18 protein-coding genes are annotated in these 22,696 nt (G+C 71.8%); 1 reads left to right on the forward strand and 17 read right to left on the reverse strand.

Annotated elements, in window-relative coordinates:
• From ACSIH6_RS35770 to ACSIH6_RS35805, 8 genes are all read right to left on the reverse strand, one after another.
• The coding region (locus tag ACSIH6_RS35770) for an RNA-binding protein (protein WP_435112753.1) at positions 1 to 219 on the reverse strand (219 nt) is incomplete at its 3' end.
• Between the two features lies 1 nt (position 220).
• Entirely contained in the window at positions 221 to 685 is a 465-nt protein-coding gene (gene rpsP, locus ACSIH6_RS35775) for a 30S ribosomal protein S16 (protein ID WP_150252843.1), read from the reverse strand.
• A gap of 407 nt (positions 686 to 1,092) precedes the next feature.
• Positions 1,093 to 2,688, reverse strand: coding sequence for a signal recognition particle protein (ffh, locus tag ACSIH6_RS35780; RefSeq protein ID WP_435112754.1), 1,596 nt, complete (start codon positions 2,686 to 2,688; stop codon positions 1,093 to 1,095).
• Between the two features lie 162 nt (positions 2,689 to 2,850).
• On the reverse strand, positions 2,851 to 4,065 hold the full coding sequence (locus ACSIH6_RS35785; protein ID WP_435112755.1) for a hypothetical protein: 1,215 nt from the start codon (positions 4,063 to 4,065) through the stop codon (positions 2,851 to 2,853).
• Between the two features lie 415 nt (positions 4,066 to 4,480).
• A complete protein-coding gene (locus ACSIH6_RS35790; protein ID WP_435112756.1) occupies positions 4,481 to 5,821 on the reverse strand; it encodes an ammonium transporter in 1,341 nt (446 codons plus the stop codon).
• 494 nt (positions 5,822 to 6,315) lie between these two features.
• The gene (gene ftsY, locus ACSIH6_RS35795) at positions 6,316 to 7,500 is read right to left on the reverse strand and encodes a signal recognition particle-docking protein FtsY (protein WP_435112757.1); all 1,185 of its coding nucleotides are present in this window, start codon (positions 7,498 to 7,500) and stop codon (positions 6,316 to 6,318) included.
• A 129-nt stretch (positions 7,501 to 7,629) separates the two neighbouring features.
• Positions 7,630 to 8,664 (reverse strand): FecCD family ABC transporter permease, encoded by a 1,035-nt coding sequence (locus ACSIH6_RS35800; RefSeq protein ID WP_435112758.1) that lies wholly within the window; start codon positions 8,662 to 8,664, stop codon positions 7,630 to 7,632.
• A gap of 1 nt (position 8,665) precedes the next feature.
• Positions 8,666 to 9,667 (reverse strand): ABC transporter substrate-binding protein, encoded by a 1,002-nt coding sequence (locus ACSIH6_RS35805; protein ID WP_435112759.1) that lies wholly within the window; start codon positions 9,665 to 9,667, stop codon positions 8,666 to 8,668.
• A 636-nt stretch (positions 9,668 to 10,303) separates the two neighbouring features.
• Here ACSIH6_RS35805 and ACSIH6_RS35810 point away from each other — a divergent pair.
• Positions 10,304 to 12,955, forward strand: a complete 2,652-nt coding sequence (locus ACSIH6_RS35810) for a S8 family serine peptidase (RefSeq protein WP_435112760.1) — start codon at positions 10,304 to 10,306, stop codon at positions 12,953 to 12,955.
• 95 nt (positions 12,956 to 13,050) lie between these two features.
• Here ACSIH6_RS35810 and smc read toward each other — a convergent pair whose 3' ends face one another.
• From smc to rsmD, 9 genes are all read right to left on the reverse strand, one after another.
• Positions 13,051 to 16,596 carry a chromosome segregation protein SMC gene (smc, locus tag ACSIH6_RS35815; protein ID WP_435112761.1) on the reverse strand — a complete coding sequence of 1,182 codons (3,546 nt, stop codon included), beginning with the start codon at positions 16,594 to 16,596 and terminating at the stop codon, positions 13,051 to 13,053.
• A 368-nt stretch (positions 16,597 to 16,964) separates the two neighbouring features.
• Positions 16,965 to 17,156 carry a hypothetical protein gene (locus ACSIH6_RS35820; protein ID WP_061078192.1) on the reverse strand — a complete coding sequence of 64 codons (192 nt, stop codon included), beginning with the start codon at positions 17,154 to 17,156 and terminating at the stop codon, positions 16,965 to 16,967.
• Positions 17,157 to 17,521: 365 nt separating this feature from the next.
• Positions 17,522 to 17,782, reverse strand: a complete 261-nt coding sequence (locus ACSIH6_RS35825) for an acylphosphatase (protein ID WP_435112770.1) — start codon at positions 17,780 to 17,782, stop codon at positions 17,522 to 17,524.
• 88 nt (positions 17,783 to 17,870) lie between these two features.
• Positions 17,871 to 18,725: a bifunctional DNA-formamidopyrimidine glycosylase/DNA-(apurinic or apyrimidinic site) lyase gene (gene mutM / locus ACSIH6_RS35830; protein ID WP_435112762.1), complete on the reverse strand. Its 855-nt coding sequence runs from the start codon at positions 18,723 to 18,725 to the stop codon at positions 17,871 to 17,873.
• Positions 18,726 to 18,732: 7 nt separating this feature from the next.
• Positions 18,733 to 19,491, reverse strand: coding sequence for a ribonuclease III (gene rnc / locus ACSIH6_RS35835; RefSeq protein ID WP_150252832.1), 759 nt, complete (start codon positions 19,489 to 19,491; stop codon positions 18,733 to 18,735).
• Between the two features lie 529 nt (positions 19,492 to 20,020).
• On the reverse strand, positions 20,021 to 20,197 hold the full coding sequence (gene rpmF / locus ACSIH6_RS35840; protein WP_013151268.1) for a 50S ribosomal protein L32: 177 nt from the start codon (positions 20,195 to 20,197) through the stop codon (positions 20,021 to 20,023).
• A gap of 137 nt (positions 20,198 to 20,334) precedes the next feature.
• Entirely contained in the window at positions 20,335 to 20,916 is a 582-nt protein-coding gene (locus ACSIH6_RS35845) for a YceD family protein (RefSeq protein WP_435112763.1), read from the reverse strand.
• A gap of 200 nt (positions 20,917 to 21,116) precedes the next feature.
• Complete coding sequence (gene coaD, locus ACSIH6_RS35850; protein ID WP_435112764.1) at positions 21,117 to 21,611, reverse strand: pantetheine-phosphate adenylyltransferase; 495 nt, start codon at positions 21,609 to 21,611, stop codon at positions 21,117 to 21,119.
• Between the two features lie 300 nt (positions 21,612 to 21,911).
• Positions 21,912 to 22,493 carry a 16S rRNA (guanine(966)-N(2))-methyltransferase RsmD gene (gene rsmD / locus ACSIH6_RS35855; protein ID WP_435112765.1) on the reverse strand — a complete coding sequence of 194 codons (582 nt, stop codon included), beginning with the start codon at positions 22,491 to 22,493 and terminating at the stop codon, positions 21,912 to 21,914.
• Positions 22,494 to 22,696: the final 203 nt, after the last annotated feature.

A 22,696-nucleotide genomic window follows, 5' to 3' on the forward strand; every position in this document is an offset into this window, starting at 1 on the left:
CAGGTCCACGCGGACGTAACGGCCCCCGGCCAGGGCGCCGATGACGGTCCGCAGGGACTTGGCGGTGCGGCCGTTGCGGCCGATCACCTTGCCGAGGTCGTCGGGATGGACCCGGACCTCCAGGACTTTGCCCTTGCGGAGCCGCTTGGCTCTCACCTGGACGTCGTCGGAGTTCGCAACGATCCCCTTCACGAGGTGCTCAAGCGCCTCTTCCAGCACGTCAGGCCTCGCCCTCGGACTTCTCAGTCTCGGTGGTCTCAGCGGTCTCGGCGGGCTTGTCCGCCTTCTCCGCCTTCTTCTCGGACTTGCGGCCCTTGCCCTTGCCCTCGGCACCGGGGAGCACGAGCTCCTTCAGCGCGGCCTGGAAGGCCGCTTCCTTGGCCTCGGGGTCCTTGGCCTCGGCGACCTGGAGCGGAGCCGGGGCGGGCAGGCCCTTGAACTTCTGCCAGTCACCGGTCTTGCGCAGGAGGACCTTGACCGCGTCGGAGGGCTGGGCGCCCACGGACAGCCAGTACTGGGCCCGCTCGGAGTCGACCTCGATGAGGCTCGGGTGCTCCTTGGGGTGGTACTTGCCGATCTCCTCGATCGCCTTGCCGTCCCGCTTGGTGCGGGCGTCGGCGACGATGATGCGGTACTGGGGCGTACGGATCTTGCCCATACGCTTGAGCTTCAGTTTGACAGCCACTGGAGTGGTCTTCTCCCGATTAACGGTGTAAGGCGCCCGGCGGCGAAACCACGTGGGGTTGCGGCACCCGACGGGACAGACGTGGGTGACGGGCTAGTTAGAGGGCTGGCCCGACACCGTTAGTCGACTACTCATTGTGCCAGACGCGGACGTGTTCCCCGGACACGACACCGGAACACGGCCGCGCGGATGAGGGGTGAACGCGGAGGCGGCCCGTCCCCGGAACGTGGACGGTCCGCCCCGCCCGGTCTCCCGGGCGGTGCCAGCTGCCCGCCTCGAAGGAGACGGGCACGCGGTTCGGGCCGTCGGCCCGGCCGCGTCCGCGGTGCGGGGCGGCTGGCTGCGCCACACGCATGGTAGCGCTCCGCCCGTCGGACGACGGGCGCGCGGGCCGGTACCGGCCGCGCCTACTGCTTGGGCAGCTTGAAGTTCGACAGGTCGGGCATGTTGGGGCCGCCGAAGCCGGGCGGGAGCGTGGGCTGACCGCCGCCGCCCAGGCCCGGGGGCAGCTGCGGCGGCTGCTGGCCGCCCTCCTCCTGGCGGCGCTGGCGCTCGGCCGCGCGCTCGGCCTCCTGCTGGCGGGCCTTCATCGGGTTACCGCTGCGCTGCTTGCCCTTCTTGGTCTTCTTGGCCTGGGCCTTGGCCTTCTTGCGGTTGGCACCGCCGCCCATGCCCGGCATACCGGGCATACCCGGCATTCCGCCGCCCTTCATCTTGCGCATCATCTTCTGCGCCTCGAAGAAGCGGGTGACCAGGCCGTTGACATCGCTGACCTGGGTGCCCGAACCGTTGGCGATGCGCAGGCGGCGCGACCCGTTGATCATCTTCGGGTTGGCGCGCTCGCCCGGGGTCATCGACTGGATGACGGCCTGGATGCGGTCCAGGTCCTTGTCGTCGATGCTGTCGATCTGCTCGCGCATCTGGCCCATGCCGGGCATCATGCCGAGCAGGTTGCCGATCGGGCCGAGCTTGCGGACCATCTGCATCTGCTGGAGGAAGTCGTCGAGCGTGAAGTCCTCGTCCGACGCCATGGTCGAGGCCATCTTCTCGACCTCGGCCTCGTCGAACGTGCGCTGCGCCTGTTCGATGAGCGTGAGGACGTCACCCATGTCCAGGATGCGCGAGGCCATCCGGTCCGGGTGGAAGAGGTCGAAGTCCTCCAGCTTCTCGCCGGTGGACGCGAACATGATGGGACGGCCGGTGATGTGGCGGATGGACAGGGCCGCGCCGCCGCGCGCGTCGCCGTCGAGCTTGGTGAGCGCGACCGCGTCGTAGCCGACCCCGTCGAGGAAGGCCTGCGCGGTGTTGACCGCGTCCTGGCCGATCATCGCGTCGACGACGAAGAGGATCTCGTCCGGGCTGACCGCGTCGCGGATGTCCGCGGCCTGCTGCATCATCTCGCTGTCCACGCCGAGACGGCCCGCGGTGTCGATGATCACCACGTTGTGGTTGTTGCGGCGGGCGTGCTCGACGGACTCGCGGGCGACCTGGACGGGGTCGCCGACGCCGTTGCCGGGCTCGGGCGCGAACACGGGGGTCCCGGCGCGCTCACCGACCACCTGGAGCTGCGTGACGGCGTTGGGGCGCTGGAGGTCGGCGGCGACCAGCAGCGGCGTGTTGCGGTCGGCCGCCAGCCACCGGGCGAGCTTGCCCGCCAGGGTGGTCTTACCGGCGCCCTGGAGGCCCGCGAGCATGATCACGGTCGGCGGGTTCTTGGCGAAGCGGACCTGCCGGGTCTCGCCGCCGAGGATCCCGACGAGTTCCTCGTTCACGATCTTGATGACCTGCTGGGCCGGGTTGAGGGCCTTGGAGACCTCCTCGCCCCGGGCGCGCTCCTTGATCCGCGCGATGAACTCGCGGACCACCGGCAGCGCGACGTCCGCCTCCAGCAGCGCGAGACGGATCTCCCGCGCGGTCGCGTTGATGTCCTCCTCGGACAGCCGCCCTTTACCGCGCAGCGAGGAGAAGACCGATGTCAGCCGGTCGGAAAGCGTCTCGAACACGAGTGTGGCCAGTCCTTCGTCTCGGAGTTGGTCTCCCAGCCTACCGGCCTGGGATCACCTTGCAGTATCGCTCGGCGGACGGACCCGGACACGGCGGAGGGCGGGGACGCCGTCCCCGCCCTCCGCCGCCGTGCGCTCGTGGACCGCGACCCACGAGTACCTCTAGTTACCCTCGTCCTCGGCCGTCTCGGACGCCTCCGCGGAGGGGGAGGCCCCGCCCGACAGGGTGGCCTCGCGCTGCTCGGCGAGGGCCGTCAGCATCTCCTCCTGCTGGCCGCCGGTCAGGCCGCGCGTGGACAGCTGGGCCTCACCGTCGATCGGGTAGGTCTGCTGGACGGAGCTGACGATGTTGTAGTCGGCGCTGCACGAGAGCTCCAGCGTGCCGGCCGCCTCCAGGGTGCCGCTGTCCTCGCAGTTCTGCTCACCGATGTCGGCGTTGCTGAACGTGACGTCCATGCGCACGGCCACCTCGCCGCTGCCGTCGCCGCCCGCGTCGCGCACGGTCCCGGTCCAGGTGCAGTTGGGGCCGTCCTCACACGTCATGGAGGGGCTGCCCTCCCAGCCGACCTCGATGCGGGCGTCTCGGGAGGAGGTCAGCTCCTCCTCGGTGGCGGCGGTGACGCCGTCGTAGAGCTCCTCGACGGCGGCGGTCTCGGCCTCGGCCAGGTCCAGGCGGACCTGGGGGCCGGTCTCGGCCTCCCCGGGAACGAGTTCCTCGATGGCGATGCGCTGGATCTGGCTGGTCTCGGCGTTGATCCAGACCTGGTTGCGCTCGCCCGCCAGGTCGATCCGGTAGGTGAGCGTGCCGTCCAGGTTCTCCTCGACGGCCTCCTCCGACTCCAGCTCGATGCCGCCCAGGATGGCGGAGAGCTCCGGCGGGGCCAGGGAGGCGCTCGGGTTGAGACCGGCCTGGGCCGAGGAGGCGCGCACCCAGTTCCCGTCGAAGTCGTCGAAGTCGGGGCTGAAGACGCCCTGGTCGAGCCAGAAGTCCTCCGCGGCGCGCAGGAACATCCTGCCGTCCGCGCTGAGCAGCTCGGCCTCGATGCCGTTGGCGCGGATGGTGCCGCTGGCCGTACCGCTGTCGGCGACGGTCAGCGAGGCGTCGCGCACGTCGGCGGAGCCGACGCTCTCGGCCACCTGGCCGGTGGCGGTGAGCGCCGGGTAGGCGGCCAGGTCGGTCAGGGCCTCCTCCATCAGCGGTGCCGCGGCGACCGGCTCGGCGGCGGTCGGGCTGGGCTCCTCCTCACCGCCGCCCCCGGGGCGCAGGTGGCTGAGGTCGATGGAGCAGCCGGACAAGCCGAGGGCGACGACCGCGCCCGCGGCGGCGAGCGCGGCGCGCCCGCCTCTGCGACCCGTGATGTGACTAACCGGCGCCATCTTGCCTCCTGACCCCGACATGTGGGGCACTGTACGAATCAGCATGGTTTCCGGGTGGACGGCGGGGTGGACGCGCCGGTCCCCGACCCGTTCCTGGTGTGGGATGCGAATGCGCGGCTCCCGGTTGTGCCGCGTGCCCCTTTTCGGGGGAGCCGGGAACGGGGCCGCCCGCGTGGCGGGGCCGCCCGCGTGGCGGAGCCGTCGGTCGGGCGCCGCGCGCCCGGCTCTACCGCCGTACCGCTCAGAGGGTACCGAACGGATACACAGGCCATAGCCAATACGGTGCCAGAAATGCCCATATACGCCATGAAAAGTGGCTGAGCACACGAACGGGGCTGACGGAGATCTCTCTCCGTCAGCCCCTGGACACCTCGCCGGGTCAGTGGCGCAAGGCCCGCGGCCTCGACGCTGAGGTCTAGGCCTTGGCCTTCGGCGAGGTCGTCTCCCCGCCCGGAGGCGTCGGCAGGGAGACCGCTTGTGTCGCGTCCTCGAGCTCGTCGAGTTCGTCGAAGGCGTAGGCGGACTCGGCGTGCAGCTCGTGGTCCAGCCCGTTGGTCTCGACCTCCTCGGGGATGCGGAACCCGATGACGAGGTGGATGACCTTGGCGATGACCCAGGTGACGGCGAAGGAGTAGAGCATGACGCCGATGACGGCGATGGCCTGGACGGCCAGCAGGCCGATGCCGCCACCGTAGAGCAGGCCGTCGGAGCCGCCCGCCACACCCGCGGCGACGAGGCCGAGGGCCAGGGAGCCGACGATGCCGCCGACCATGTGGATGCCCACCACGTCGAGCGCGTCGTCGTACTTGAACTTGAACTTCCAGCTGATGGCGTAGGCGCAGACCGCACCGGAGAGCAGGCCGACGGCGATCGCGCCGAGCGGCGTGACGTTGGCGGCGGCGGGGGTGATGGCGACCAGGCCCGCGACGGCGCCGGAGGCGAAGCCCAGGGCGCTGACCTTGCCGTAGCGGAAGCGCTCGACGAGCATCCAGGCTCCGGTGGCGGCGGCGGTGGCGACCTGGGTGTTGACCAGGGCCAGGGCGGCGGTGCCGTCGGCGGCGTAGGCCGAGCCCGCGTTGAAGCCGAACCAGCCGAACCACAGCAGCGCGGTGCCCAGCAGGACGAACGGCAGGTTGTGGGGCCGCATCGACTCGGAGCCGAAGCCCTTGCGGCGGCCCAGGACGAAGGTCAGGGCCAGCGCGGCGGCACCGGCGTTGATGTGCACCGCGGTACCGCCCGCGAAGTCGATGACCGCGTAGCCGCCGATCTCCAGCTGCTCGATCCAGCCCTCGCCCCAGACCCAGTGGGCGACGGGGAAGTAGACCAGGAGCGCCCAGACCGGGACGAACAGCAGCCAGGCGCCGAACTTGGCGCGGTCGGCGATGGCGCCGCTGATGAGGGCCACGGTGATGACCGCGAACATCATCTGGAACCCGGCGTCGACCAGCAGCGGGTAGCCGCCGGTGCCGTCCTCCGCCGCGGGCTCGATCTCACCGATCAGGTTGGACAGGCCGACGTAGTCGAGGCCGCCGATGAAGGCGTCGAGCGCCCCGGGCCCGTCGGAGTAGGTGAGCGAGTGGCCGATGACGACCCAGAGCACGCTCACGACCGCGATGCTCGCGAAGCTCATCAGCATCATGTTGAGGACGCTCTTGGCCCGTGACATACCTCCGTAGAAGAAGGCCAGGCCCGGGGTCATGAGCATCACGAGGGCTGCGCTGATCAGCAGCCACGCCGTGTTGCCGGAGTCAATCATTGCGTCGCCTCCATAGGACGGACGGGGGATTGTGTCTGTGAGGGCGGCGGTCAGCGAGCGCATCATCGGGCCCGATGCAGAACACCACGCAGGCAACTTTCGGACCGGGGTGTTTCTCTCCAGGACCCGGTGTGTTGCGCGCGGGTAAAAGGACAGACGGCAGTGTTAAGGCGCCATGAACCGAAGCCCCAGTCCGCGCGAACGCACGTGCACCGGCACGGAGCGACCCCCGTCACACCACCGGAGCGCGGCGTACCGGGCACGCGGAGTGACATCTCACGGGGTTCGCGCGGGCGCGGTCAGAACTGTCGCCCCGGTGTTGCGCCGGGGTTTCCGCCACGTGTCGCGGATCACACCCGTGTTCCCGCCTCCGGACACGAGAAGGCCGGACGAGGGCGAGGACGGTGACGCTCGTCGGCGGGCCCGCCCCGGACACGACACGGCCGGACACCCGTGCGGATGTCCGGCCGTGCGTCGTCGGGTCCCTCTCCCCGTCACTCCACGGACAGGATCGCGTCCACGAACACCTCGGGGTCGAAGGGGGCCAGGTCGTCGGGGCCCTCGCCGAGCCCGACGAGCTTGACCGGCACGCCCAGCTCGCGCTGGACCTGCACGATGATGCCGCCCTTGGCGGTGCCGTCGAGCTTGGTCAGGGCGATGCCGGTGACGTTGACGACCTCGCCGAACACCCGGGCCTGGCGCAGGCCGTTCTGCCCGGTGGTCGCGTCCAGGACGAGCAGGACCTCGTCCACCTGGGACTTCTTCTCCACGACCCGCTTGACCTTGCCCAGCTCGTCCATGAGGCCGGTCTTGGTGTGCAGGCGCCCGGCGGTGTCGATGATGACGGTGTCGGCGCCCTCCTCGACGCCCCGCGCCACGGCGTCGAAGGCCACGCTGGCGGGGTCGGCGCCCTCCTCCTTGCGCACGACCGGGGCGCCCACGCGGCTCCCCCAGGTCTCCAGCTGCTCGGTGGCGGCGGCGCGGAAGGTGTCGGCGGCGCCGAGCACGACGCTGCGGCCGTCGCCGACCAGGACTCGGGCCAGCTTGCCGGTGGTGGTGGTCTTGCCGGTGCCGTTGACCCCGACGACCATGACCACGCCCGGGCGTCCGTCGTGCGGCCCTGTGCGCACGGCGCGGTCGGCCTCGGTGGTGATCTGCGCGAGGAGCTCCTCGCGCAGCAGCCCCCGCACCTCCTCCGTGCCGCGGGTGCCGAGGACCTTGACGCGGGTGCGCAGGTTCTCCACGATCTGCGCGGCGGAGGTCACACCGATGTCGGCGGTGATGAGGGTGTCCTCGATCTCCTCCCAGGCGTCCTCGTCCAGGGACTCGGAGGACAGGAGGTTGAGCAGGCCCTTGCCGAAGGCGTTCTGCGAGCGGGCCAGCCGCGCGCGCAGGCGGACCATGCGCCCGGCCGAGGGCGGCGGGGTCTCCAGTTCCGGCGGAGCGGGCTCGACGGCCTCCTCCACGGGCGGGGGCGCCTGGGCGGGGGGCGTGCTGACGGTCCCCGAGTCCCGCTCCCGGTCCTCCACGGCGGTGGCTCCGGCGGCACCGCCGGTGGGTTCGGGTTCGGTCTCGTCCTTGCCCGGTTCGACCGAGCGCCGGGTCGTGACCAGGAAGAACCCACCGGCGGCCAGGAGCACGACGGCGATGATGATGGCGACGAGCAAGGTGATGTCCATAGCGCCTTCCAGTGTTCCAGAGTGTGCGACGCGTTCGCGTCACGGCCGGGTGGCGCGCCGGGAACGAAGGCGGTACCGGCGGGTCTTCCCCTCCCCGGGCAGCCCGGAACCGCCGGCGGCGACGGGGTTTCAGGTGCCGCGGTGGCGCGTGGTGCGCAGGATGAGCACGAAGAAGGGCGCGCCGAGGAAGGCGGTGACCACGCCGATGGGCAGTTCCGCGGGGGCGATGAGGGTCCTGGCGACGATGTCCACCAGGACCAGGAAGGCGCCGCCGAGGAGCACGGTGACCGGCAGGATCGCCCGGTAGTTGGAGCCCACCAGACGGCGCACGACGTGCGGGACGACGATCCCCACGAAGCCGATCAGGCCGCTCACCGACACGGCGGCGGCGGTGGCCAGGGACGCGGCGCTGATCACCACGATGCGCACGGCGGCCGGGTTCAGTCCCAGGCTGACCGCCTTGTCGTCGCCCAGGGCGAGCATGTCCAGCAGGTAACCGCTGGCCAGCAGGACGACCAGCCCGACCACCGCGTACGGGGCGATCAGCCGCACGTCGTCCCAGCCGCCCCTGCCGAGTCCGCCGAGCAGCCAGGCGAAGATGCGCTGGAGCTCGTCCACGCCCATCTGCTGGACGAGGGTCTGGGCGGCGGACAGGAACGAGGAGACGGCCACGCCCGCCAGGACGAGCGCGGCGGTGCCGCCCCCGCCCGCGGTGGAACCGAGCAGGTAGGCGGCGGCCACGCCGAGCAGGGCGCCCGCGAACGCGGCGACCGGGACCAGGGCGCGCGGGGAGTCGCTGAACTGCGAGCCGAAGACGATGACCACCGTCGCGCCGAGCCCGGCTCCGGCGGCGGCGCCGAGGAGGTAGGGGTCGGCCAGCGGGTTGCGGAACACGCCCTGGTAGGCGCCGCCCGCGGTGGCCAGGAGAGCGCCGACGACCGCGCCCATCACCACGCGCGGCAGGCGCAGCTCCACCAGGACGGCCGCCTCCCGTTCGGTGAGGGGGGACTGCGTACCGAACGGGAGGAGGCTGAGCAGGTGCCGGGCGATGTCGGCCGCGGAGAGGGAGGCCGCTCCGGCGGAGACGCCGAGCAGGGCCGCCGCGAGCAGCGCGACCAGCCCGCCCGCGACCCACCCCAGCGGGATGCCGACACCGCCCCGCACGTCAGTCGGCCGCGTTCTCGGTGACGGCCTGGCCGACCAGTTCGGCGAACTCGACCACGCGCGGTCCCCAGCGGGAGGCGATGTCGGCGTCGAGCAGGTAGACGGCGTCGCCACGCACCGCGGTGACGGTGTCGAAGGCGGGGCGCCCGGCCACGTCGGCGACCGTCGACTCGTCCCCGTAGGACAGGAAGATCAGGTCCGGGTTCTGCTCCACGACGTACTCCTGGGACAGCTGCGGGTAGCCGCCCGCGGCCCCGTCCGCGTCGGCCGCGTCGGCGATGTTGACCAGGCCGAAGGACGCGTAGATCTGGCCGACGAAGGTGTCGGAGGTGGCGGAGTAGGAGGTCTCGTCGAGCTCCTGGTAGAAGGACAGCCCGGCGTCGCCGGTCTCCTCGCACACGCCCTCGACGATCGCGTTGAACTCGTTCTCGACCCGGGTGGCCTCGGCGTCGGCCTCCTCGGTGTGGCCGGTGACGTCGCCGAGCATGCGGATCTGGGCGTAGGTGCCCTCCAGGTCCTGGGCGGCGTCCAGGACCAGCGACGGAATGCCGACGGCCTCCAGCTGGTCGGCGGTCGCCTCGGCGCTGCGGGCGAGCAGGACCAGGTCGGGGTCGTACTCGGTGATGGCCTCCACGCTGGGCTCGAAGCCGCTCAGCGAGGTGGTGGGGGCCTCCTCCGGGTAGTCGGAGTACTCGTCGGCGGCCTCGACCCGGTCGCCCGCGCCGATGGCGAAGAGCATCTCGGTGTGGCTGGCCGACAGGGAGACGATGCGCTCGGGCGCCTCCTCGACGGTGGCCTCTCCGGTGGCGTCGGTGACGGTGACGGGGAAGGTGCCGTCGCCCACGGCGGGGCGCTCGGGGTCGGGCTCCGAAGGGCCGCAGGGGACGGAGGCGGCCTCGGTGGTGGGCGCGGCCTCGGGTTCGCCGCCGTCCTGTGCACCGCAGGCGGTCAGGGCGAGCACGGCTCCGAGAAGGACGGGGGAAAGGTGGCGTGCGGTCCGCACGGTGCTCCTTGTCGGGCGGGGGGAAGGAGCGCGGTCCCGACGGAGGCGGCCTGTCCTTCCCACGAGGACGGGGACGTCGGTGTCGGGGAGGCGACCTGGCTCGTCCCCCGAAGGGGCCTCACAGTTGCGGGACAGCGCCGGGTTGGACGGCCGGTTGTGGCCGCGCCACCGGACTTCGCTCCGTCGACACCGGTCGGGCCGCCCGTGGGCGGCCCTGAACCTCCAGCGTACTCGGCCCGCCGCGCACCACTGCGGGCACCCCGACGGCTACTCTGGCCTGCGCTTTCTCTGGCGGGGCCGCGCTCCTTCACGGAAGGCCGGACAGAGGGGGCGCCGCACGGGACAGGCCATCCTCTTTCGCATCTTTTATTGCTTTCGCGAAAAAAGAGAAGAATGCCCGTTTTGATTATGTCTGTAAAGCAGAGGGTGGTTCCCGCCCCCGTGTGTCCAGATTGATCCTTGGTGAGCATTGACACTTTCATGGCACACGGCAATGATCTCGTTGCTATGCGCGCCGATTAACCGATGACGGACATTAAGCGGCGTATCCCCCTGAGCACCACAGCCGTACCCAGTGGGCTACCCCCGCTCCCCCGGTGTCCTGAGGCGCGCACCGAGAAGGGATGTGTTGACAAGGTGGTACCCCACCGCACGCGCCTGGCGTCGCTCGCCGGGTTGACACTCGTCGCGGGCCTGGTCGCGGCCACACCGGCCAGCGCCGACGACGCCTCCGAGCTCGCCCCCCTGCACCCCGCCCCCTCCGCCGAGAACGGCGAACTGACCCACCAGGCGAACGGCCTGTGGTTCATCGAACTGGAGAGCCCCCCGACCACCGCAGGCACCTCCTCGGCACAGGTCGAGAACGAACACGAGGAGTTCCGCGCCGAGGCCGAGGACACGGGCCTGGAGTACACCGAACGGCACTCGTTCGGCGACCTCTGGAACGGCTTCTCCGTCGAGATGGACGACGCACAGGTGGGCACGGCCCGGGAGATCCCCGGCGTCAGCGCCATCTACCCCGTCGTCACCTACGAGATCCCCGAGGGCGACGCCAGCGTCCCCGACCTGGACACCGCGCTGCCGATGACCGGGGCCGACGTCGCACAGAACGAACTCGGCCTGACGGGCGAGGGCCTGCGCGTGGCCGTCATGGACACCGGCGTCGACTACACCCACCCCGACCTGGGCGGCGGCGGCTTCCCGAACGACCGCGTGGTCACCGGGTACGACTTCGTCGGCGACGACTTCAACGCGGGCGACCCCACCACCGTGCCCGCCCCCGACGACGACCCCCAGGACTGCCACGGCCACGGCACCCACGTGGCCGGGATCGTCGGCGCCCGGGGCGAGGTCACCGGTGTGGCGCCCGGCGTGGACTTCGGCGCCTACAAGGTGTTCGGCTGCGAGGGCTCCACCACCTCCGACATCATGATCGCCGCCATGGAGCAGGCCCTGGCCGACGACATGGACGTGCTCAACATGAGCATCGGCTCGGCGCACTCCTGGCCGCAGTACCCCACCGCGGTCGCCTCCGACAACCTGGTCGACGAGGGCATGGTCGTGGTCGCCTCCATCGGCAACGAGGGCGACACCGGCCTGTACTCCGCGGGCGCCCCCGGACTGGGCGAGGACGTGATCGGCGTCGCCTCCTACGACAACACCCACATCCGGTCCGCGTCGGCGACCGCCAACCCCAGCGGCGAGACCCTGGCCTACATGGAGATGGGCGAGGCCTCCCCGCCGCCCACCTCGGGTGAGACCGACGAACTCGTCCACGTCGGACGGGGATGCCCGTCCCTGGGCGACGAACTGGAGGCCGACCCCGAGGGCAGGACCGCCCTGATGGTGCGCGGCGCGTGCACCTTCGCCGAGAAGTACGACGCGGCCGTGGCCGCGGGCGCCACCGGCGTGGTGATGTACAACAACGTCCCCGGCATGTTCGCGGGCGGCGGCATCGTCGACCAGGGGGCCTTCTCCGTCGGGATCTCCGACACCTCCGGAGCCCACCTGCTGGAGCTCCTGGAGGGCGACGAGCCCGTCACCCTGTCCTGGACCGGTGAGACCACCACCATCCCCAACCCGACCGGTGGGCTGATCAGCTCCTTCAGCTCCTTCGGCCTGTCCCCCGACCTGGCCCTGAAGCCCGACATCGGCGCGCCCGGCGGCCTGATCAACTCCACCTACCCCGTGGCCAAGGGCGGCTACGCCACCATCAGCGGCACCTCGATGTCCTCGCCGCACGTGGCGGGCGGCGTCGCGCTGCTGTTGGAGGCCCGACCCGACCTCGGTGCGCACGAGGTGCGCGACGTCCTCCAGAACAGCGCCGACCCCAAGACCTGGTGGGGCGACCCCGATGCGGGCCACACCGACAACGTCCACCGCCAGGGCGCGGGCATGATGGACGTGCCCGGCGCCGTGCTGGCCACCACCGCCGTGACCCCGGGCAAGCTGTCCCTGGGCGCCACCGGGGGCGAGGTGACCAAGACGGTCACCATCACCAACGACGGTGACGAGGAGGCCACCTACACCCTGGGCCACGAGAGCGCCCTGGGCACCCACGGCGACACCTTCACCCCCGGTTACAACGACGCCTCCGCCGAGGTGGCCTTCGACCGGGACGAGGTGACCGTCGCGCCGGGCGGCACGGCCGAGGTACAGGTGACCTTCACCCCGCCCGCCCAGGACTTCCAGCAGATGATCTACGGCGGCTACGTCTCCGTGGCCCAGGCGGACGGCGAGACCTACCGGGTCCCCTACGCCGCCTACAACGGCGACTACCAGGAGATCGAGGCGATGACCCCGATCACCGACGGCAACGGTGAAGTGCTCGAACTGCCGTGGCTGACCCGGATCACCGAATGCGGCGCGTTCTCCGGCCTGGAGTGCGTGGGCGAGGGCGGCGGCACGTTCGAGAACCAGCCCGACGGCGCCGCCTACACCCTGGAGTGGGTCGACGGCCTGCCGGACGTCCCGTACGTCATCGCGCACTTCGACCACCACGTCACGCTGCTGGAGATGACCGTCGTCGACGAGCGCACCGGGCGCCCCGTACACCCGGACCGCAACGTCGGCGTGTCGGTGGACCACGTGAACCGCAGCGCGACCGGGACGTCGTTCTTCAGCTACGCGTGGGACGGCACGGTCCTGGACCGCCACGACCGGATCACCCCGGTCCGGGACGGCCAGTACCGCCTGGAGGCCCGTGCGCTCAAGGCGCTCGGCGACCCGGACAACCCCGATCACTGGGAGATCTGGACCTCCCCGGTCATCACCATCGACCGCGGCTAGCGGGCTGGCCCGCTACGTCACCGGTGTCCTGTGCGGGCGCCCGCACCGCACAACGGGGCCGTTCTCCCTTCCGGGAGGGCGGCCCCGGCCGTGTGTCAGGTGGGGCGCTCCAGCTTCTGACTGATCACCTGGGAGATGCCGTCGCCCTGCATCGTCACGCCGTACAGCGCGTCGGCCGCCTCCATGGTGCGCTTCTGGTGGGTGATCACGATCAGCTGCGAGGCGGACCGCAGCTCCTCGAAGATCACCAGCAGGCGCTGGAGGTTGGTGTCGTCCAGGGCCGCCTCGACCTCGTCCATCACGTAGAACGGGGACGGCCGGGCCTTGAAGATCGCGGCCAGGAAGGCCACCGCGGTCAGGGAGCGCTCACCGCCGGAGAGCAGCGACAGGCGCTTGACCTTCTTGCCGGGCGGGCGGGCCTCCACCTCCACCCCGGTGGCCAGCATGTCCTCGGGTGAGGTGAGCAGCAGCCGCCCCTCGCCCCCGGGGAAGAGCCGCCCGAAGATCGCCGCGAACTCCCGCTCCACGTCCAGGTAGGCGGAGGAGAACACCTCCTGCACCCGGGCGTCGACCTCCTGGACGATGTCCATCAGATCCCGGCGGGTCTTCTTCAGGTCCTCCAGCTGGGCGTTGAGGAAGGCGTGCCGCTCCTCCAGCGCCGCGAACTCCTCCAGCGCGAGCGGGTTGATCTTGCCCAGCTGGTTGAGCTGGCGCTCGGCGGCCTTGGCCCGCTTGGCCTGCACCTCGCGCACGTACGGCAGCGGGACCGCGTCCTCCTCGGCGTCGCCCGGAGGGGGCACGGGCACGTTCGGCCCGTACTCGGCGACGAGGGTGGGCACGTCGACGCCCATCTCCTCACTCGCCCTGACCTCCAGCTGCTCCAGGCGCAGGCGGCGCTCGGCCCGGGCCACCTCGCCGCTGTGCGCCGAGCTGGTCAGCTTCTCCAGGTCGACGGACAACTCACGCACGCGGGCGCGCACGGTCCTGAGCTCGGCGTCGCGCGCCTCCTTCTCCGCCTCGGCGGCGGTGCGCTCGCCCTCGGCCGCGGTCAGGGACGCCGCGATCCGCTCCAGGGCCAGCCGGGCGCCCTCGGCGGCGGCCTCGGCGATGGTGGCCTGCGCGGCGCGGGTGCGGCGGCGCTCGGCGGCGCGCTCCATGGCGCGGCGCTCCTCGAAGGCCTGGGCGCGCAACTGCTCGGCGCGGCCCGCGATCGAACGGGCGCGCTCCTCGGCGGTGCGCACCGACAGGCGGCGCTCCATCTCGGTGGCGCGGGCCCGCGAGGCCTGGGCGGCGAGCTCGTCGCGGGTCTCGGGGTCGGGCGCGTCCTCCTCGATGGAGGCGGCCACCTCCTCGGCCTCGGCCAGCTCATCCTCCATCCGGGCCAGCTTGGCGGCCTCCTCGCCGCGCGCGGCGGTGGCCTTGGCGGCGGCGGCCGCGTACCGCTCGGACTCGGCCTCGGCGGAACGGGCCTGCCCACCCAGCTTGCCCAGCCGCTGGGCGGACTCGTTGCGCCTGCGGTCGCCCTGGCGACGGCGCGCGGTCAGCTCCTCGACCCCGGCGGCCAGGTCAGCGCGCTCGTGCCTGCGCTCCTCCAGCTCGGCGGCGATCCGTCCGGCGGCCTCGGTGGCCGTCTCCAGCCTCCCTGCCGCCTCGTCCACGGCCGCCTGGACCTCCAGCAGGCTCGGCGCGGCGGCCGAACCGCCGTGCACCAGGGCGGCGGAGAACACGTCCCCCTCGGGGGTGACGGCGCGCACGCCGGGGAGCTTGCGGACCAGGTCGCGGGCGGCGTGGGCGTCGGCCACCAGCGCGGTGCGGTCCAGCAGGGCGGTGACCGCGCCGGCCAGGTGTTCTGGGGAGACGACGGCGTCGAGGGCGTAGCGGACCCCGGAGGGCAGTGCGGGCCACTCCCCCCTGGGCACCGCGGGGACGGCCTGGGCGATGACGATCCCGGCGCGGCCGGCGTCCTCGGACCGGAGCAGGTCGAGCGCGGCCACGGCGGTGTCGGGGTCGCTGACCGCGACCGCTCCGGCGGCCGTGCCGAAGGCCGCGGCCACGGCGGTCTCCTGGCCGGACTCGACCTGGACGAGGGCGGCGAGGCTGCCGAGCATCCCCGGCAGGCCCGCGCCCAGGAGGGTGTCGGCGCCGTCCTTGTGCGCCAGTCCCAGCTCCAGGGCCTCCTTGCGCGCGGCGAGCGCGGCCCGCTCGCCCTCGGCGGTACGCTCGGCGTCGCGCAGCCGGTTGATCCCGGCGTCGGCCTCGGACAGGCGGCGGGCCGCCTCCTCCTGGGCGGCGTCGAGCTCGGCGTCGCCCTCGTCGAGACCGGCCGCCTCCTCGGCGGCCATCTCGTACTCGGCCTGGGCCTGCTCCGCGCGTTCGGCGGCCTGGCGGGCGGACTCCTCCAGCCGGGTGATCTCGTCCCCGTTCGAGGCCAGTCGGCCGCGCAGGCTCTCCACCCGCGCGGACAGCCGCACGAGGCTCTCGCGGCGCTCGGCGGAGGCGCGGTTGGCGGCCTCCAGCCGCTTCTCCTCGCGGTGCAGGGCGTCCTCGGCGGCGGAGCGCTCGGTGACGGTGGCCTCCAGGGCCTCGCGGGCCTCCTCCAGCCGGGTGAGCAGCTCCTCCTCCTGGGCGGCGGCCTCCTCGGCCTCCATCTCCAGTTCCTCGGGGTCGCGGCGGTGGACGGGCTCGTCGGAGACGGAGGCCAGGTTGCGGTGGCGCTCGTTGGCCAGGCCGCGCACGGCGTCCAGGCGCTCGGTCAGGCGCGACAGCGCGTGGTAGGTCTCCAGGGCACGGGCCAGGGCCGGCGCGGCCCCGGCGGCCTGCGCCTCCAGCTCGGTCTCGCGCTCCTGGGTCTGGGCGAGGGCGGCCTCGGCGGCCCCGCGGCGGGCGAGGACCTCCTTCTCGTCCGCCTCCTCCTTGGCCAGCTGGCCGGTGAGGGTGACGATGTCGTCGGCGAGCAGGCGCAGGCGGGCGTCGCGCAGGTCGGCCTGGATGACGGCGGCCCTGCGGGCCAGCTCGGCCTGGCGGCCCAGGGGCTTGAGCTGGCGGCGCAGCTCCGCGGTGAGGTCGGTGACCCGGTCCAGGTTGCCCTGCATCGCGTTGAGCTTGCGGATCGCCTTCTCTTTGCGCTTGCGGTGCTTGAGGATGCCCGCGGCCTCCTCGATGAGGGCGCGGCGCTCCTCGGGACCGGCGTGCAGGACGGTGTCCAGCTGCCCCTGACCGACGATGACGTGCATCTCACGGCCGATGCCGGAGTCGCTGAGCAGGTCCTGGATGTCCAGGAGGCGGCAGGTGTCGCCGTTGATGGCGTACTCCGAGCCGCCGTTGCGGAACATGGTCCGCCGGATGGTGACCTCGGTGTAGTCGATGGGCAGCGCACCGTCGGTGTTGTCGATGGTGAGGCTGACCTCGGCGCGGCCCAGCGCCTGGCGGGTGGAGGTGCCCGCGAAGATGACGTCCTCCATCTTGCCGCCGCGCAGGGACTTGGCCCCCTGCTCCCCCATCACCCAGGACAGGGCGTCCACCACGTTGGACTTGCCCGAGCCGTTGGGACCGACCACACAGGTGATCCCGGGCTCGAAACGCAGGGTGGTGGCCGACGCGAACGACTTGAAGCCGCGCAGCGTCAGATTCTTCAGATACACCCACACCTCCCACGACGGTCACCGTTGATACACAGCGCGACCACCTAAGGGTGCCACGAAGCGGTGACCGGAGGGTGGGGTTCGGGCTGGTGTCCCCGATCGGACGGCCTCGGGGCCCACGCCCTGGCGGGGAAGAGGGGGGATGTCCGGCGGACACGGAGGGTTGTGACAGGGTCCGCCGGGTACAACGGTAAAAAAAGCCGCAAGGGAAAGGAAAGACTGCGGCGAAGCGGACTGAGGAAAGCGACCCGGTCCGTCGACGGCCCCGGCCAGGGACGCCTGGCTTGCGCGTTCGGCGTCCCCGTCAGTGGGTCGACCACATCGGAAAGAGCAGCTCTGGCTGCGCCCGAAACGTCGACGGCGTCAGGTCAGGCGAGCGCCGGCTCGCGGTCGGTCGCGCCGGAGGCGGCATCGGTGACGGCCATGCTGAGCTGGTCGTTCCGTGCCTGGAGACGGCTGATCTCGTCCTCGAGGTCGCGTACCCGGTTCTGGAGCCGCCGCACCTCCGAGACCATCCGAGGGTCGGAGACGCCGACGTGGCCAAACAGAGCCTTCGCCATGATGTGGGTCCTCCACACTGAGTGACCAGTGATGATCCGCGCACGTGATGTCCCGTGGAAAGCCGACCGATGGTGGTCCGGCCCGGGTGGAAGATCTGCGCGATGTGTCTTCCAGAGTCTCACTGTGCACGCCGCTGGTCAAGATTGGATTACGACAGTCCGTAACGGCCACAACCCGGACAGGTATCCCGGGCAGGTGGCAGCGCACGATCCGAGCACGGCTACCCCGGGTCCAGCCGGAACGCGCGGACCGGTGACACACGCCGCGCGATGGTCGCCTCACACCCCGCGAGACCCTGCCGCGAGTCCCTGGGGACCGCCGCGGTCGCGCGGTGTGCTCGAATCGCGTTACCCCACAAGCATACTCACCGTTCGGCGAATCCGGTGAACGTCCCCCCAGACGAGGACCAACGTTCGACCACGGAGTCCACACGACCGGGTGTAGCACCGCCCCTGAGATGGCCAAGAAGTCGCTCGCACGCCTCCCTGGGGCCCTCGGCGACCACCTCGACGCGGCCGTCCCGGAGGTTCGTGGCCGCCCCGGTCAGGCCCAGTTCCAGCGCCTTGGACCGCGTCCACCAGCGGAAACCCACGCCCTGCACGTGCCCGCGCACCCACGCGGTCATCCGGACGGCCTCGACCTCGTCCCCCACGGACGGACTCCTTACTTACCTGGCAGACACACTTTGCTTTCCGACACGCCAAAGGGCCCTTTCACTTCCGGCCGCGCGGCGCCCTCTGACAGGTCGGGCAGCTGTAGGAGGAGCGGTTCATGAACGCCTCGCGGACGATCAGGGCGCCGCACCGCCCGCACGGGCGGTCGCGGCGGCCGTAGGCGTTGAGCCCGCGCTCGAAGTAGCCGCTCTCACCGTTGACGTTGACGTACAGGCCGTCGAAGGTGGTGCCGCCCACCTCCAGGGCCTCGGTCATCACCTGGCCCACGTGGCCCAGCAGCTCCACGGCCTCGGCGTCGGACAGCCCCCGTGTGGAGCGCGCCCAGTGCAGCCGGGACCGCCACAGCGCCTCGTCGGCGTAGATGTTGCCCACGCCGCTGATCAGCGACTGGTCCAGCAGCGCCCGCTTGACCTCGGTGCGCCGGGCCCGCAGCGCCCGCACGAAGTCCTCCGCGACGAAGTCGGGGTCCAGCGGGTCCAGGGCGATGTGGTCCACCGACGAGGGCACGTCCTCGCGCGCCCCGGGCACGTCCACCATCAGGTGGCCGAAGGTGCGCTGGTCGACGAAGCGCAGTTCGGTGCCGTCCGACAGGGGCAGGCGCACCCGCAGGTGCTTCTCGTCGGGCTTGCCCTCGGGCTGGACCAGCATCTGCCCGCTCATGCCCAGGTGGGTGAGGAGCATCTCGCCGCTGTCCAGGACGAGCCACAGGTACTTGCCGCGGCGCCGCGCGGCGGTGGGCACGCGGCCCGACAGGCGGGCGGCGAAGTCGGCGGGGCCGGGCAGGTACCGCCGCACCGCGCGGGGGTGCAGGACCTCGACGGCGCCGACGGTGCGGCCCAGGGCGTGTTCGGCCAGGCCTCGTCGGACGACCTCGACCTCGGGGAGTTCGGGCACGGCCGCCTCACCCCTGCCCGTCGCCGGAGACGGCGCCGGCCGTGCCCGCCGTGTCGGCGGCGGCCTCGGAGCGGGCCTTGATGGCCTTCCAGGCGGACTCGGCGGCCTGCTGCTCGGCCTCCTTCTTGCTGCGGCCCTCGCCCAGGCCGTAGCTCTCCCCCGCGACGCGGACCGTCGCGCGGAAGGTCTTCTGGTGGTCGGGGCCGCTCTCGTCCACGTGGTACTCGGGGACGCCGAGCATCTCGGCGGCGGTCAGCTCCTGGAGGGAGGTCTTCCAGTCCAGGCCCGCGCCCAGCCCGGAGGCGGTGGCGATGAGCGGGTCGAAGAGCCGGTGCACGAACTCCGAGGCCACGTCCAGACCGCGGTCCAGGTAGACGGCGCCGATGACGGCCTCCAGGGTGTCGGCGAGGATCGAGGACTTGTCGCGGCCCCCGGTCCCCTCCTCACCGCGGCCGAGCCGGATGTAGGCGCCGACGCCCAGCCCGCGGGCGACGTCGGCGAGGGCGCGCATGTTGACCACGGCGGCGCGCAGCTTGGCGAGCTGGCCCTCGGGCAGGTCGGGGTGCTTGCGGAAGAGGGTGTCGGTGACCACCAGGCCGAGCACGGAGTCCCCGAGGAACTCCAGGCGCTCGTTGGTGGGCAGGCCACCCTTCTCATAGGCGTAGGAGCGGTGGGTCAGCGCCCTGAGCAGGATCTTCGGGTCGACTTCGACCCCGATGGCCTGGTGGAACGCCTTGGCTTCGGAGACGGGGAGTTGGCTGGCCACTCGTTCACTTCCCTGTTCGTACGCGCCGGGCGGCGGCGCGTGGACGGCTGGAGTCGGGTGCGGACCCCGCGGCTCCGTCAGGGTGCTCGAAAACGAGGTGACCGTCGCGGGAGGCTCCGCTCCCCCGGCAACCACCACGAACTCGGGAACCCGGGAGAGCCCGGACCGCCGTGCGGCGCGCGAACGCTCCCGCGCGCCGGTGTTCGTCGTGTATCACGCTTTGTTCCTCGGCATCACTCTACAAACCCGCGTGCGGCGGCGCTCGGGGAGCACGAGGACAAGGGGCGGGATCCGCGCGGGGCACCGGTCACACCGGCCGCACACGGGGCGGCGCGGGCACGTGACTCAGCACGTGTGCGGGCACGGTCGCTCCGGCCGCGGCCGGACGGTGACAGCACTTCGGGGCGGACCCTTGTACGGGGTCCGCCCCGAGATGGCTGGGGAATCGGGTGCGAGGACCCGAAGCCCGTCATCCGCCAGACGCGTTCGGCTGCGGTGCGCAGGACCAGCGGTGTGATCCACGGCGCGCCTAGGCCGGGTTGGTGACCTGGCGGTTGTTGTAGGTGCCGCAGGTCGGGCACGCGATGTGGGGCTGCTTGGGGTCGCGGCAGCGCGGGCAGTTGACCAGCACCGGGCGCGACGCCTTCCACTGGGAACGGCGGGTCCGGGTGTTGCTCCGCGACATCTTCCGCTTCGGGACGGCCACTTCAATCCTCCTGGGTCACCCCCGCGCGGTCGCGGGAGGTCGCTTCTCTCGGTCACCCCGCGCACTGTGGCGGGGAAGGTGTGCCCCGGTCGGCGGGGGCGCGCCCGGGGGCGGCCGTCCGCGATCGGTTCACGAGCTCATCGTTCGCCGGGCTCGTCCGCGATCTCGCGGAGCGCCTCCCAGCGCGGGTCGATGTTGTCGCCGTGGCCGTGGTCGGGCCCGGCCTCGGCGAGTTTGGCACCGCACTCGGCGCACAGGCCGGGGCAGTCCGGACCGCACAACGGTGTGAGCGGGAGCGCGAGCACGACGGCGTCTCGGACCACGGGCCCGAGGTCGAGGAGATCGCCCTCTAGATAGTAGTCCTCATCCTCGTCACCCGCGTCCTCGTCCGTCCCCGCCACCTCGTCTTCGTCGGCGGAGTACCGGTACAGCTCCTGGAATCCGGCCTCGACGCCGTCCGAGACCGGGTCCAGGCAGCGCGAGCACTCCGCGGTGAGCTGGCCGCGGACGGTGCCGGTGACGAGGACTCCCTCCATCACCGCCTCCAGGCGCAGGTCCAGCTCGACCTCGCTGCCCTCGGGTACGGCCGCCATCGCCGTGGCGAACGCCTCGGGGACGGTCACGATGCGGTTGACGGTCCGCATCGACCCCGGCTGGCGGCCCAGCTGGCGGGTGTCGACCACGAACGGGTCACGAGGGTCTAGACGAGACAGGGTCATCGGGCTTTCACGAGGATTGCGGGTGTACCGAACGCGCGGGAGGCGTCGCGTGCGACGGGCGCGAGCGGTGTCGGGGCACACCGAGAAACGGCGGTACCCATGGTCAAACCGAGATTGTACCCAGCATGTACCCCGCCGCCCAAATCAGCCCCCGGCCCGGCGGCGGAGCGGGCGGCGAAACAGGCGGTGGAGCCAGGCGCTCAGCGGCCCTCGGAGTCCCTCCGCACGTACTTCTCGCGCAGGCGCTCCTGGACGTAGGGGGTGACCAGGCTGGAGACGTCCCCGCGGTGCTGGGCGATCTCGCGCACGAGGCTGGAGGACAGGAAGGAGTACTGCGGGTTCGCCGTCATGAACACGGTCTCCACGCCGGAGAGCTGGTAGTTCATCTGGGCGATCTGGAGCTCGTAGTCGAAGTCGCTGACCGAGCGCAGGCTGCGGACGATGGTCTCGATGCCGTTCTCCCGGCAGAAGTCGACGAGGAGGCCGTCGAACTCGCTGATCCGGACGTTGTCGAACTCGGCGGTGCCCTCACGGAGCATGTCGAGCTTCTCCGGGACCGTGAACAGGCCGCGCTTGTTGACGTTGTTGAGCACGGCGGCGACGACCTCGTCGTACTGCTTGGCCGCCCGGCCGATGATGTCGATATGACCGTAGGTCACCGGGTCGAAGGAACCCGGGCAGACGACACGGCGCACGGTGGATCGCCCCTTTCAGCAGCTACGTTCGGGTACCGCGATCGTAGGGCTTGGCCCCCGCGAGGATTCGGGCAACACCCGTTTAGCGGTCGTCTTCGTCCGTGGTCGGGACGTGTACGCGCTTTCGGCGCACGGCCTGCCATGACAGCCGAAGCGGGCTTCCCCCTCCCGAACCGGCAACCGCCCCTGGCCGTTTTCTCCCCAGCTTCCCGCCGTCGTCCGGGAGGCACGCCGGGGCGGGGCTCGGGGTGTACGGGGTGGGCGCGAGGCGCGCGGGGTGGGGCGAGTGTGGTGCGGGCGTCAGGTGAGGGTGGTGGTGGGCGACGGGCGGGCGTACCAGAGAACCGCCTCCCCGTACCCCCGGCTGCGGTCGCGCTCCAGGCCCTCGGGCCAGGAGGGTTCGGCCCCGCGCTTGGAGCGTTCGACGACGACCACGGCGTCCTCGGCCAGCCAGCCGCGGCCGACCAGGTCGGCCAGCACCCCGGTGACCTCGGCGTCGGTGACGGCGTAGGGCGGGTCGGCGACCACGAGGTCGTAGGGATCACCGGTGTTGTCCACGCCGACCACCCGCTCCACGCGGTCGGCGACCAGCCGCGCGCCGGGGAGCCCGAGCGTTTGGATGTTGCCCCTGAGCACATGTGCCGCCCTGCGGTCGGCCTCCACCAGCAGCGCGTGCGCTGCGCCCCGGGACAGGGCCTCCAGGCCGATCGCCCCCGAGCCCGCGTACAGGTCCATCACCCGGACGCCGTCGAGGGAGCCGAGGTCGGACTGGACGGAGGAGAACAGCGCCTCGCGGGCCCGGTCGCTGGTGGGGCGGGTGTTACGGCCCTCGGGGACGGAGATGCGCCGTCCACCGGCCGTACCGGCGATGATGCGGGTCATGCCCCCACGGTAGCGGCCGGGGTGTGCGGGCGCCCCGGTACGCGGGCAGCACGAGGCGGGCGGCCTGGGGACCCCCCGCTTTCCACGTTAGGCCCCGGCGCACAGGCCGCACCAGACTCCGCCGCGGCCTGTGGACAACACCGCGGCCTGTGGACAACCGGCCCCCGACGCCGGGCGCCCGGTCGCTGTTCCCGCTCGCGCCC

This window comes from Nocardiopsis synnemataformans (assembly GCF_965343085.1).
GTDB classification, from domain to species: Bacteria; Actinomycetota; Actinomycetes; order Streptosporangiales; family Streptosporangiaceae; genus Nocardiopsis; species Nocardiopsis alborubida.

What these genes read in the sequence shown, in the direction of transcription:
- ACSIH6_RS35820 (WP_061078192.1), bottom strand. Translation starts at nt 17,156, where the DNA reads ATGGCGAAGGCTCTGTTTGGCCACGTCGGCGTCTCCGACCCTCGGATG.
- ACSIH6_RS35845 (WP_435112763.1), bottom strand. Translation starts at nt 20,916, where the DNA reads ATGACCCTGTCTCGTCTAGACCCTCGTGACCCGTTCGTGGTCGACACC.
- ACSIH6_RS35790 (WP_435112756.1), bottom strand. Translation starts at nt 5,821, where the DNA reads ATGATTGACTCCGGCAACACGGCGTGGCTGCTGATCAGCGCAGCCCTC.
- rsmD (WP_435112765.1), bottom strand. Translation starts at nt 22,493, where the DNA reads ATGACCCGCATCATCGCCGGTACGGCCGGTGGACGGCGCATCTCCGTC.
- ftsY (WP_435112757.1), bottom strand. Translation starts at nt 7,500, where the DNA reads ATGGACATCACCTTGCTCGTCGCCATCATCATCGCCGTCGTGCTCCTG.
- ACSIH6_RS35785 (WP_435112755.1), bottom strand. Translation starts at nt 4,065, where the DNA reads ATGGCGCCGGTTAGTCACATCACGGGTCGCAGAGGCGGGCGCGCCGCG.
- ACSIH6_RS35825 (WP_435112770.1), bottom strand. Translation starts at nt 17,782, where the DNA reads ATGACCGCGTGGGTGCGCGGGCACGTGCAGGGCGTGGGTTTCCGCTGG.